The 13,305-nt window shown below is 69.2% G+C and carries 7 protein-coding genes; 5 read left to right on the plus strand and 2 right to left on the minus strand.

The window, feature by feature from the left end; all coding sequences use genetic code 11:
• Positions 1 to 64: 64 nt before the first annotated feature.
• From ASE56_RS11310 to ASE56_RS11325, 4 genes are all read left to right on the plus strand, one after another.
• Positions 65 to 3,823, plus strand: a complete 3,759-nt coding sequence (locus tag ASE56_RS11310) for a family 43 glycosylhydrolase (protein ID WP_056229382.1) — start codon at positions 65 to 67, stop codon at positions 3,821 to 3,823.
• A gap of 107 nt (positions 3,824 to 3,930) precedes the next feature.
• Positions 3,931 to 4,872 carry a permease gene (locus tag ASE56_RS11315; RefSeq protein WP_235556982.1) on the plus strand — a complete coding sequence of 314 codons (942 nt, stop codon included), beginning with the start codon at positions 3,931 to 3,933 and terminating at the stop codon, positions 4,870 to 4,872.
• Positions 4,865 to 5,608, plus strand: coding sequence for a TIGR03943 family protein (locus tag ASE56_RS11320; protein WP_056229388.1), 744 nt, complete (start codon positions 4,865 to 4,867; stop codon positions 5,606 to 5,608). Before ASE56_RS11315 ends, ASE56_RS11320 begins: the two co-directional genes overlap by 8 nt.
• The gene (locus tag ASE56_RS11325; protein ID WP_156371688.1) at positions 5,589 to 6,959 is read left to right on the plus strand and encodes a hypothetical protein; all 1,371 of its coding nucleotides are present in this window, start codon (positions 5,589 to 5,591) and stop codon (positions 6,957 to 6,959) included. Before ASE56_RS11320 ends, ASE56_RS11325 begins: the two co-directional genes overlap by 20 nt.
• A 29-nt stretch (positions 6,960 to 6,988) precedes the next feature.
• Here the strand turns inward: ASE56_RS11325 and ASE56_RS11330 are convergent, their stop codons facing one another.
• Complete coding sequence (locus ASE56_RS11330; protein ID WP_200914174.1) at positions 6,989 to 7,588, minus strand: hypothetical protein; 600 nt, start codon at positions 7,586 to 7,588, stop codon at positions 6,989 to 6,991.
• Between the two features lie 334 nt (positions 7,589 to 7,922).
• Here ASE56_RS11330 and ASE56_RS11335 point away from each other — a divergent pair, with 334 nt between their 5' ends.
• Complete coding sequence (locus ASE56_RS11335; RefSeq protein ID WP_056229401.1) at positions 7,923 to 12,296, plus strand: beta-L-arabinofuranosidase domain-containing protein; 4,374 nt, start codon at positions 7,923 to 7,925, stop codon at positions 12,294 to 12,296.
• Positions 12,297 to 12,358: 62 nt separating this feature from the next.
• On the opposite strand, the gene ASE56_RS11340 is transcribed toward ASE56_RS11335, so the two are convergent.
• Entirely contained in the window at positions 12,359 to 13,300 is a 942-nt protein-coding gene (locus ASE56_RS11340; RefSeq protein WP_056229404.1) for a LysR family transcriptional regulator, read from the minus strand.
• Positions 13,301 to 13,305 lie beyond the last annotated feature (5 nt).

Here is a 13,305-nt window from a genome sequence, read left to right on the forward strand (position 1 = left end):
TCTTGGTCGCCTCGACGGCGGCTCGGACGAGACGTATCGCCGTACGCCCGAAAGGCTCCTCCGCATGCGCTCACGTCGTCCCGCCGCCTTCGCCCTCGCCGCCGCTCTGGTGGGCGGAGGGCTGGTCGGCGGTATCGCTCCTGCCCAGGCCGCGGATCCCTCCGCCGCTCTTCTTTACGGCTTCCAGGACCTCGCCGTCGGCCCTCTCGCCCCGGGAACGCGGATCCAGGATGCCGCCGGAGCCCACCCCGGGACAGTGCGCGGCTCCGGCGCGAACATCGTCGAGGGTCCCCGCGGTGACTCCGACCGCGCGCTGTCACTGCCGGGCGGAGCATCGAGCTCGCAGGCGGCCTTCGTCGAGATCGCGCCGGGGCTCACCGACACCGCGACCGGCGACGTCACCATCTCGGCGTGGATCCGCTGGTCCGGCGGCCAGGAGTGCTCGTGGGCGTACAGCCTCGGCAGCTCCAGCGACCGCTACCTCTTCGCCACGCCGCGCTGCGGAGGCAACCTCATCGGTGCCGTGAAATCGGGCTCGGAGCAGCGTGCGACCGGTCAGGGCCCCGCCTCGTCGACGCGCTGGAGCCATGTCGCCGTCGCCCTGCAGTCGGGGCAGCGCGTGACCACGTACGTCGACGGCGAAGCCGTGGCATCCACCGCCACGACCGCCACCGGAGCCGCCACTGCCGGCACCTCGGTCTTCTCGGGACTGCTCGGCAAGTCGCTCTACCCCGGGGACCCGTTCTTCGCCGGCGCCCTCGACGACGTCCGCGTGGACCGCGCCGTGCTCGATACCGAGCAGATCCGCGCGATCGCCGCTCCCACGGCCGACGCCATCGCCCGCCGCGACGCCGCGGCCATCGATCTCGGCGACACCTCCGCGGTCGCCTCCGACCTCGCGCTCCCGCGCACCGGGGCGGGCGGCTCGGCCATCACCTGGACCTCGAGCGCCCCCACCGTCGTCTCCGCTGACGGACAGGTCACTCGCCCGGCCCCCGGCTCCGCCGACGCCACCGTCACTCTGACGCCCACCGCGGCCTTCGCCGGCGCGACGGCGACCGGCTCCCCGGTGCAGGTCACGGTGCGGGCCGATTTCGCGGCCGACCTCTCGGCACGGTTGAGCGCCTCGCTCATCGTGCCGCCGGTCGTGGCATCCGGGACCTCCCTCCCGAGCGTCGCGGGCGTCGATCTGCGCTGGAGCGGCGACGCCGTCGCGGAGGGAGCGCTGATGAATACGGGCTCGGGCGATCGCACCTCGCAGGTCTCCGCCTCCGCGAGCTGGGGAGCGGTCACCTTTTCGAAGACCTTCACCGTGACGGTGCTCGACGCCGCCACGGCGCAGAGCCTCGTTGCGTATACCCGCACGCCGACCAACGATCACGACGCGAACCAGGACACGGTCGCGCGCAGCATCCACTTCGCGGTGGGCTCGTCGGCCGATACGGCCCAGCCCCTGCAGAATAACTACGGCGTGGTCTTCGCGCGCGGCGAGCACGTCGGCGTCGACAACGTCGAGCAGCGCGGAATCGACTCCCCCTCGCCGTTCTTCTTCGCCGACGGCCGGTTGGGCTTCATCGCCACGCGCGTCGAGATGTCGGGAACTCCGGATTCCAGGGCAGCCAGCGGTGCGCTCGTGTTCCGCGCCGAGGACGACCGGGGTTCGCAGTTCGACGAGCTCGGAACCATCGATCTGGGCACCACCGACGGGGTCGTCGCCCCGCGCGCTGTCTGGGACTCCGCGCAGAAGCGCTACCTCGTGTCGTGGAACGACTCCTCGGGCGCCGCGCGGTACACGACCGTGACCGATCTCGCCCGCACCGAGCAGGTCGCCGACCCGTTCAACGCCGAGGACGACGGCACGCGCAGCCGCGTCGTCTCCACGGGAAACCGCGGTGACGTCGTCGCCGGCTCCCCCATCGGCGTCGCGGACCCGTCCTGGGGCTCGTTCGCCGGTCGTGTCGCCAACGCCGAGCCCGGTGGCATCCTGCCGGTCAGCGGCACGATCGCCACGGCCCTCACCGAACGGTACAACCGCGTCGTCAACACGGCCGTCTCGGTCGCCCCCGTCACGATCGACGCGGGCGCCGGCGCCGACCTCGACCGCACCCGCGCGAACCTGACGTACAACGACGGATCGACCGCGACCCTCCCCGTCGACTGGAACGCGGACGAACTCGCCGCGGCGCGCGCGGCCACGCAGGGCACCGTCACCGTCACGGGCACGGTCCGGCAGAAGGACTACACCGTCCCCTTCGCCGCCAACCGCGCCGACCCGACCATCTACCGCTACGAGCGCGACGGCAAGACGCAGTACCTGTTCATCGCGACCGATGACACGAACAACAACAACATCGCCTCGGCGCACCTGCCGATCCGCGTCTCCGACACGTTTGACGGTCTTTCGGACGCCGCCGGCGGCGCGCAGCGCGAAGTGGACCTGCTCAACCGGTGGACGCGACGCGACACGACCGCCGACGGCCGGACCATCGCCGGGTGCTACTGGGCGCCCGAGATCCACGAGATCGGCGGAAAGCTGTCGATCCTGTTCTCGCCCTGCTTCAACTCGGGTGACTCGCAAGCCAACGACGGCGCCGACTGGCGCACCGTGCAGGCGTACATCATGCAGATGCGCGAGGGCGGGGATCCCGCGAATCCCGCGGACTGGTCGAAGCCGGCGCCGGTACTCGAGGCCGACGGGACCGCCCTGGGCCGCGAGGGCTACAGCAACATCAGCCTCGATATGACCTACTTCGAGGCGAACGGCCAGGCGTACTACACGTGGTCGCAGCGCTACACCTCCCCCGGATTCGGCGACCCGCTCACGTGGATCGCGAAGGTCGATCCCGCGAACCCGACCCGGATCATCGGCGAGGCGAAGCCCGTGATCTCGCCGTCGCTGTCGTGGGAGCTGCGCCTGGCCGAGGGATCGTTCGCGATGGAGCGCGACGGCAAGATCTACCTGATCTACTCGAGCGACGGCGTGAGCCCGCGCTACGTGGTCGGCGGGGTCTGGGCCGACCTCGACAGCGACCTCACGGACATCGACAGCTGGCACAAGTACAACACCCCGCTCATGAAGAGCGTGCCGATGCCGGCGGGGGTCTGGGACTACCTCACCTACCCGCAGGGCCCGGGCCACGGCGCGGTCACCACCGACGGCGACGGGAACGAGCTGTACGTGTACCACACGTGGGGCGACGGGGTGGCCGGCAACGGCCGTGACACCCGCATCGGCCGCGTGCACTGGGCCGCCGGCGACCGGCCCGTGCTCGACATGAGCACGGGCGAGCAGGTGCTGCCGTCCCTGCGCACGGTGACGATGACGGTGACGATCACCCCCACCGGCACGACGACGCCGACGCCTGAGCCGACGAACCCGCCGTCGCCCTCGCCTTCGCCCTCGTCGAGCGCGTCGACCCCGGGCGGCACCGCGACCACCGCCGTCACGGCGACCGCAGACAAGACGCGCGTCGCCCAGGGCGAGTCGCTCACCGTCACCGCCACGGGGCTGAGGCCCGGCGAGCAGGTCTCGGCGATCCTGCACAGCACCCCGCTGACGGTCACCGGCATCCCGGCGGCCGACGCCTCGGGTCGCGTCGTCTTCCGCGTCACCGTGCCCGCGGACTTCGCCCCGGGCGCGCACACCCTCGACGTCACGCGCGCCGACGGCAGCGTCCTCGCTCGCCTCGGCATCGAGGTCGTCGCGGCCGGGTCCCTCGCGAAGACGGGCACCGACGTGGCATTCGCCGCGGGCCTGCTGGGCGCCGGAGCCCTCCTGGCGGGACTCACCGTGCGGGCGCTGCGCCGCCGCCGCCTCTCGTGAGAGAGGGCCGATCGGGGCAGGTGAGGGACCGCAGGTCGCCGGTCTCCACCACCCCGACCGGCCCCGGGCGGAAAAGCCTCGCACGCCCGCTCCTCGTGGTCGCGGCGGTGGTGGCCGTCGCTGCGGCCGTGCGACTGCTCACCCTCGGTGCGTACTCCCCCCTCCCGAGCGCACTGTCGGATGGGATCACCCTCGCCGCCAGCGTCGTGATCGAATCCCTCCCCTTCGTCTTCCTCGGCGTGGTGATCTCGATCGCGGTGCAGCTGTGGGTGCCGACGAAGATCATGGATGCCGTGATCCCCCGCCGCGGGATCGCCCGTCGCGCCGTGCTCTCGCTGCTCGGGGTGATCCTCCCCGTCTGCGAGTGCGGCAACGTGCCCCTGGCGCGCGGGCTCATGCTGCGCGGGTTCTCCGTCGCCGACTCGGTCACCTTCCTCCTGGCCGCCCCGATCGTGAACCCGGTGACCCTTGTCACGACCTATCAGGCGTTCGGGTGGGACGACGGCATCCTGGTGTCTCGGCTGGTGGGCGGATTCGTCATCGCCAACCTCGTCGGATGGCTGGTGAGTCTGCACCCGGAGCCCGAGCGGCTGCTGGCCCCCGCGTGGGCGGCGGCCTGCGCCGCGGCTCCCTCCTCGCGCGAACGCGCCACTCTCGCGCGTGCAGCCGGGATGTTCCGCGACGAGGTCTCGGCGATGCTCCCGGCGCTGTTCCTGGGGGCTGCGATTGCGGGGATCATCCAGGTCGCGATCTCGCGCGAGACCCTCACCGGGATCGGTGGGCATCCCGTGATCGGCATCCTGGCGCTCATGGTGCTGGCATTCGTCATCGCGATCTGCTCGAACGTCGATGCGTTCTTCGCCCTGTCTCTCGCGTCGTCCTTCTCACCGGGCGCGCTCGTGGCGTTCCTCGTGTTCGGACCGATGATCGACGTGAAGATGCTCGCGATGCTGTCGACGACCTTCCGCGTCCGCGCCCTCGCGGGACTCACGGTGCTCGTCGCCCTCGGTGCCCTGACGATCGGTCTGGCGGTGAACCTCCTTGTCTGACTTCCTCTCGCGCTGGACGGGCCTCATCCTCTGCGGAATCGGCATCCTTTCCACCCTCGCTCTCGCCGCCCACGGCGATCTGACCCTGTACATTCACCCGCGGTACGTGGTCTTCACCGTCCTCGTGACGCTCTTCGGAGCCGTTCTGCTCGCCCTCGCCGTGTGGTTCTCGGTGACCCGGCGCGATCAGCTCGACCACGACTACGACCACGACCACGACCACGACCACGCTCCCGGCCAGCGCCCCGTCGCGACGGTGACGAGCGCCGTGCTCGTCGGGGCCGCGGCCCTCGCCCTGCTCGTCACTCCTCCCGCGGTGCTCAGCGCCGAGCGCGCCCTCACGAGTACGGCTGCGACCAGCGGCGGAGGGGATGTCGCAGCCCCCGTGCTGGTCGGAAGCGACCCGACGCGCTTCTCGCTGCGCGACTGGGCCACCATCCTCGGCGCAGGGTCCTCGGCATCCGATCTCGTGGGACAGCAGGCCGATGTGACCGGCTTCGTCCTCCTCGACGCCGCCACCGGCCGAGCGCGCGTCGGCCGCTACGCCGTCACGTGCTGCACGGTCGACGCCCAGTTGTTCGCGGTCGGGATCGAGAGGTCGTCTCTGCCCGCCGGAGCCGAGACCGGCACCTGGGTGCACGTCACGGGAACATTCACCGACGACGACGGCACGACCGTGCTCAGCCCCGACACGATCGAGGAGGTGCCGGAACCCGATGACCCCTACCTCTCCTGAGCCCCGGCGGCGCTCGCGCCGCTTCACGCTCGTGGCCGCGACCGTCGTCCTGGCGCTGATCGGCGCGAGCGTCGCGATGGCGACCGCCGCCCTGGACCGCGGACCCCGCGTGCGCGCGGTGACCGGTGACGCAGCGCTCGCGGTCTCGCAACGCGATCTGACCCTTACGCTCCGCACCGACCAGCCCCTCGACGACTCCTCGCTCGAGGGCCTGCGCATCGAACCCGAGGCACCCGCCGACATGGAGATCGACGGCGCCGCGGTGCGCGTGCGGTTCACCGGACTTCTCGCCTTCGACACGGCGTACCGCATCGTCGCCCCCGAGCTGCGATCGCGCGCCACCGGGGCCAGGAGCACGCTCGACTACGCCTTCACCACGCCCCCGGCCACGGTCACCGTCCTCGAGCGAGCCGGTCTCTTCGATCGGGCGGACGACACCCCGGACCGCGTCGTGCGACACGACCTGTCGCGCGGGACCGAGACCACGCTGCTGGCGGCACCGCGCATCCAGGAGTATGCCGGCACCCCGGACGGGGTCGTGGCGCTCGTCGTGGACGGCGACGGCAGTGCGCGCCTGCAGACGGTCGACGGCGCGGGCGTCGAGGGTACCCTTCCGACCCCGGGTCGGGGCGACGTCCGGCTGCTGCGCGCATCGGCGGACGCCGGGCGAATCGGGTACGTCTTCACCGGTCCCGCCGCCGACGGGACGGCCGAGTACACGAACGCCCTGTTCATCGCGGACCCCGGCGCCCCGGACGCCGCGCCGCGCGCGGTCATCGGCATCGACGGGTTGCCCCTGCGGACCGACGCCTGGTTCTTCGTGCCCGGGACCTCCTATCTCGTCGCGGAGTCCGCCGACCGCAGTCTCGTCCTGGTGGATGCCACGGGGGTGGCGCCGCCACGAGCGCTCGGCCAACTGGGCGACCTGCGGGGCATCCTCCCCGGGACCACGTCGGTCGTGGTGTCGTCGGATGCCGCGACCTCGGTCCTCGACCTGACCAACGGATCGGTGGACGTCGTGCCGGGCGCCCCCGCCGCCACCTCGACCCTGCAGAGCCTGGTCCTCACGCCCGACGCCTTCCTCACCTGGGACGCATCGGCGGTGACGCGGTCGACGCCGGAGGACGCGGCATCCGTTCTCGCCACCGCGCCCGGCGGCGAGCGCCTGCAGGAGGTGTGCGTCTCTGCGAGCGGCCGGCACGTGGCCGCCGGGAGCGTGCCGGACGGCGCGTCCATCGACGGCTACCCCGCTCGCGCCGACCGTGTGGGGCGGTCGACGCGCATCGTCGATGCGGAATCGGGGGCGGTCGTGGCGGAGGTCCGGGGCACGCGGCCCGATTGGTGCGCCTGAGCGCGGGCCGCGTGCCCCGGACGCGGCACTCACATGCCGTCGGCGATCATCGCCCAGATGATCTGGACGTGCCGGTCGGCGTTGAGGTCGGACATCTCGTTGTCGTAGTTCAGGCCGTAGGGCCAGATGTGCGAACCGCCGCAGTTCAGCACGGCACCGGCGCCGTCGAACTCGGCGAGCTTGGCGTTGGCGTTCGCTCCGGTCCACCGCCCGTTCTGGCACATCGCGTACCAGGCGTTGGCCGTGCCGTTGCCCACGGTGTGCGAGATCTCGTGAAGCGCGGTGCGCTCCTGCATGAAGCCGCGGTTGTCACCGAATCGGATGGTCCCGTCGATGCTCGCCTCGGCGGTGGGCACCCCGGGGACGTAGTAGACGTTGAGGTGCCGGTCGAAGTCGCTGAACTCGTTGTAGCGCGAGACCGCGGCATCCATGGCGGCTCGGATGCGGTCGTACGCGTCGGCCTGGTCGGCCGTCGGGTTCGCCTCGGTGTAGAGGGTGTAGGTCATCCGACCCGCGGCCTCCGCCGGGGTCGACGTCACCGTCAGCGGGGCGACGACCGCGGCCAGAGCGACCGAGGCGACCACGACGCGCTGCAGGAGGGCACGAGGACGGGGGGATACGTGCTGCATGGTCATTCTCCTTCGAATGGTCCGCGGCATCGGCGCCGCGTCCTGAGACAGTAAACGCATCTTGCAGGCGTGTGAAAGGAGCTGGAGAGCCTTCTCATCCGTTTCTCATCTAGGCGCTCCCGCCTGCAGTCGAATAGTCGGTCGATCAGGTAACTCTTTTACAACGGGCCTTGTCCTACGAAAACTGTGAGCGTTAACATTTTATTCAGGCGACGAAGACGTCGCTGCGCAATGACGCTCCTCTCGGAGGTCCGGCCCCCTTTCGTGAAAGGCCTTGAGGCCTTCCGCCGCACGCCCGGCTTCCTCGTTCTGCGACGCCGCAGGAAGGAACAGCATGTCCCGTATCCGAAAGTCGGTCGCGCTCGGTGCCGTGGCCCTCATGGTCGCCAGCGGGGCGGTGGCGCTTACGGTGCCCGCCGCCGCAGCGGCGGCCACCGGGCTCGACGGCTCCAAAGTTCTCGACCTCACATTCGACGATTCGATCGCCGACAGCGGTCCGAACAACAACCCGACTTCCATGATCCGAGGAACGGCGGAGTACACCGCGGGGATCGACGGGCGGGCGCTGAAGCTCTCCGGAGACGATGCGCTCGGTTTGGGGACGTCCCCGTCCTTGCAGCCCGAGAACCTCACCGCATCGTTCTGGTTCAAGCCCGACGGCAGCATGGGCAACGGAGAGCAGGTGTTCACCTGGAACAAGCGAGAGTGGTTCACCGATGGGTGGTACCTGACCTCCGAAGGTCCCAACACCCCGCTCGCACTCTCGGTGGGTCCGGGGAACAATCAGCCCTACAAGATCGCGGTCACCGGCGCCCGCGACACGTTCTTCCCGAGTGACGCGTGGACCCACGTCACCGTCACCTACGACAAGGCCACCAAAGCCGTGTCGTTCTACCGCAACGGCGAGAAGCAGACCTCGACCGTCATCAACCCGGTGGGCCCGAACGCCTCGGGCGTGCTCGGCACCACCGATGTCGAGAAGACGATCGGCTTCAACGGAGTCGTCCACAACGGCGCGTACACCCGCGGCGCCCTCGACGACTTCACGCTCTACGACGCCGTCGCCACCACGACGGACGTCGTCGCCCTGCAGAAGCAGAACGACCCGACCTTCGACCCCTCGACCGTCGCGCAGAAGGGTCTCGACTCCGTATCGGTCCCCACCAACGCCACCACCGACTTCGGCGTGCCGACCTCGACGGCGAACGGGTCCGAACTTTCCTGGACCTCCTCGAACACCGGCGCCATCTCCGTTCACGGCGGTCAGGCCACGGTCGCGCGCCCGCAGGGTGCCGACGCGACCGTCACCCTGACGGCCAGCGCAACCTACGGCGGTAGCGCCGCGAAGACCAAGACGTTCACGGTCACCGTGCCGGCGGACGGCTCGGTCGCGTCGCTGTACGTCGACGACACCGACCTCAACGAGGTGCTCGTCGGAGACCCCTACCTGCAGAACAGCCACACCAAGATGGTCGACTGGCTGCTCACCCTCGACCCGAAGCGCTTCCTCTACTCCTTCGACCAGCTCTCAGGCATCCCGACGACCGCCCAGCCCTACGGCGGATGGGAGCGCACCACGGGTGCGCGCTTCCAGGGTCACTTCTTCGGACACTTCCTCTCCGCGCTGTCGCAGGCGTACGCCACGGAGACGGATGCCACGCGCAAGGCGCAGCTTCTGGAGAAGCTGACGACGGCCGTCGACGGTCTGAAGGCCGCTCAGGACGCCTACGCGCAGAAGGACCCCGACAACGCCGGTTACGTCTCCCCCTTCCCGGTGTCGTACCTGCCCGGCGGTCGCGACGGCCTCATCGTGCCGTTCTACAACCTGCACAAGGTGCTGGCCGGACTCCTCAAAGCGCACCAGTACGCGCCCGAAGCGGTCGGCGACAAGGCGCTCACCGTTGCCAAGGGCTTCGGAACGTGGCTGAACACGTGGGGCTCGCGCCAGGCCAACCCCAGTGAACTGATCAACACCGAGTACGGAGGCATGAACGAGGCGCTGTACGACCTGTACAGCATCACGATGGACGAGAACCACAAGAAGGCCGCCCAGTACTTCGACGAGACGGCTCTTTTCCGCCAACTCGCCGCGGGTCAAGACGTTCTCGCCGGCAAGCACGCGAACACCACGATCCCGAAGCTGATCGGCGCGCTCAAGCGGTACACGGTCCTCACCGACAACCCCGCGCTGTACGCCCGCCTCAGCGACGCCGAGAAGGCCGACCTCGGGATGTACCGTCAGGCCGCAGACAACTTCTGGGCCATGGTGGTCAAGGACCACTCGTACGTGGGCGGCGGCAACAGCTACTCCGAGCACTTCCAGGAGCCCGGTACGCTGTACGACTTCGCCACGAACGGCAACACCAGCGGGTACGGCGAGAACTCGACCGTCGAGGGCTGCAACGAGTACAACATGCTCAAGCTCACGCGGGCGCTGTTCCGGGCGAACCCCGACGTGAAGTATGCGGACTACTACGAGAACACCTACATCAACACGATCCTGGCCTCGCAGAACCCCGACACCGGCATGATGACGTACTTCCAGCCGCAGACCGCCGGCTACGCCAAGGTCTTCGGCAAGAAGGAGGACGAGTTCTGGTGCGACCACGGCACCGCGACCGAGAGCTTCACGAAGCTCGGTGACTCGATCTACTTCCACAAGGGCACCTCGGTGTGGGTGAACATGTTCCGCTCGTCGGAGCTCAGCTCGCCCGAGCAGAACCTGAAGCTCACGCAGACGGCGGACATCCCCAACACCGACGTGGCGGAGTTCTCGGTCGCCGCGCTCGATGGCACCGCCCTGGTCGACGGGACGACGCTGCGCCTGCGCGTGCCGAGCTGGTCGCCGAACGCGACGCTGACGGTGAACGGCAAGGCCTTCGACGGGAAGAGCGAGAACGGGTACCTCGTGGTTCCGGTGTCGGCCGGCGACACGCTCGCTTACACCCTCCCCGCCTCCGTCACGGTCGACTCCGACGCCGGGAACCCGAACTGGGTCGCGTTCCGGTACGGTCCGGTCGTGCTGTCGACGGCGCTCAGCTCGACGAATGTCGACGCCTCGTACGAGGCCGGCATCCTGGTGCAGATGAGCGTGGCCGACAAGTCGGTCAGCAACAACGTGCTGGTGTCCCACGTCGATGACTTCAAGAAGAACATCACCGCCAACCTGGTGCGTCTGGACAACGGTCTCGACAACAACAAGCGGTCGGTGATGCGGTTCGGTCTGAAGAACGTCGACAGTGCCTCGGCGGCCCTGACTTTCGAGCCGTACTACAGCATGTACAACGTCCGTTACGGCCTGTACATGAACCTCATCGAGCCCGACTCCGACGCCGCCCAGGCGATGATCCGTAAGGACAAGGAGCAGCTCCGCATCGACGAGACCACGACCGACTCCCTGGTCTCGTTCGACAACAACAACAGCGAGGCGGGGAAGAACTACAAGACCAACCTTTCGCAGGTCGGCGTGTGGCGGGGCATGAGCTACCGCGACGCGCAGATGAACCCTGCGGCGTTCTTCCAGTACGACCTGGAAGTCGACTCGTCGGCACCGAAGAACTACCTCGGTGTGCGCTATTACGGCGGCGACAACGGGAGGACCTTCGACGTCTACGTCAACGACCAGAAGCTCAAGAGCGAAAGGATCATCAACGCCTCCGGCGCCGACCAGTGGTACGTGCAGTACGACGAGATCCCCGCATCGTTCCTGGCCGACACTGAAGCGAAGGACCGCTACAGGAAGGACGCCAACGGGCAGTACGTCCTGGATACGGCGGGCAAGAAGATCCCCGTCGTCACGGTGCGCTTCCAGAGCAACGGTACGAGCTACGTCGGTGGTGTCTACGGCGTCTTCACGGCCACGCAGACGTCCTTCGGTACGACCTCGGCGCTGAGCAAGCTCTCCTTCCAGGGCGGGACGCTCTCGCCCGCGTTCGACGGGGCGACCACCTCGTACACCCTGAGCGTTGCGAAGGGCCGCACGGAGGTCTCTTTCGACGCCGACCCGGCCGTTCCCAGCGGACTGATCCTCGCGAACGGCATCCTGATCGACGACACGCAGGAGCGCACGGTGACAATCGGCGACGGGAGCCCGGCGCTGACCCTCGAGGCGTACGCGCAGGACCACCGGACGAAGACGACCTATACGGTGACCGTCGTCCGCACGGATGCGCCGAGCCCAGAACCCACCGGAACGGCGAGCCCAGAACCTACGGGAACGGCGAGCCCTGAACCCACCAGCACTGTCAGCCCGCAGCCGACCGGCACGACAGGCCCCGGCCCGTCGGCGACCGGCTCGCCGACGGGCGGCACTTCCGCCCCGCGCTCGGCGACGTCGTCGGTCAGCGCTGTTGAGCGTGGTGGCGTCGTGCGCGTGAGCGTCAGCGGTCTCGCCGCCAGCGAGCAGGTCGCAGCCGAGCTGCGCAGCGACCCGATCCGCATCACGGGAATCCCCACCGCGGACGCGAACGGACACGTGAGCTTCGACGTGCGCATCCCGGCGGCGCTGCCGACCGGTCAGCACCACATCGTGGTGTGGGCCGCCGACGGCACGCAGATCGCGCAGTTGCCCGTCACTGTCTCGGCGAAGGGCACTCTTGCCGCGACCGGAGCACAGGCTCCGTTCGGCATCGCCCTGCTCGGAGCAGCGCTGCTGGTTGCCGGTGCGGCCGGCTGGGCGGTGCGTCGCCCGCGGACCCGCGCGAGCTGATCGCTCGCGAGAGGCGGCGGCTCATGTGAGGAGTCGTCGCCTCTCACGACGTCAGCGAGGCCTCAATCCAGCAACTCCACCCCGAATCCCGCCACCACGTCGCGCACTTCGCCGAGGTAGCGCTGGGCCTGCTCGGTGAGGGGGATGGCGGTGCGGCCGATCCAGCCGATCTCGATCCGCTCGTCGACGTCGAGGGGGACGGCGACGATCTCGGGGTCGAGGTCGTCGCTGATGATGCCCGTCGAGATCGTGTACCCGTCGAGACCGATCATGAGGTTGAAGATCGTCGCGCGGTCGGAGACCCGGATCTCCTGCTTGCTCGAGAGGGTCGAGAGGATCTCTTCGGCGAAGTAGAACGAGTTGTTCGCGCCCTGATCGAAGGTGAGACGCGGGAGGTCCGCCAGGTCGTCGAGGGTCGCGCGCTCGCGCGTGGCGAGCGGATTGCGTCGCGAGACGAAGATGTGCGGCTCGGCACGGAAGAGCGGGTGGAAGGCGAGGCCCGAGTCCCGCAGCAGCTTGTCGAGGACGTTCCGATTGAAGTCGTTGCGGAACAGGATGCCGAGCTCGCTGCGCAACGTCCGGACGTCTTCGATGATGTCGAAGGTGCGGGTCTCGCGCAGAGAGAACTCGTACTCCGCGGCATCCGTCGCCTTCACCATCCGCACGAACGCGTCGACGACGAACGAGTAGTGCTGGGCGGAGACGCCGAGGAGGCGCCTCGAGGGCGGACGCCCCAGGTAACGCTGCTCGAGCAACTCCGCCTGCTCGACCACCTGGCGGGCGTAGCCGAGGAACTCCACTCCGTCGACGGTGAGCGTCACCCCGCGCGCTGAACGGGTGAGCAGGTCGCGGCCGACGCGCGTCTCGAGATCGCGCATCGCGGCCGACATCGTGGGCTGCGCGACGTAGAGCAGGTCGGCCGCGGCGCTGATGGACCCCTCGGCGGCCACCTCGATGAAGTACTGCATCTGCTGCAGCGTGATGCCGCTCGCCCGCTTCGCCATAGGTC

The organism is Microbacterium sp. Leaf203 (genome assembly GCF_001421275.1).
Classification (GTDB): Bacteria; Actinomycetota; Actinomycetes; order Actinomycetales; family Microbacteriaceae; genus Microbacterium; species Microbacterium testaceum_A.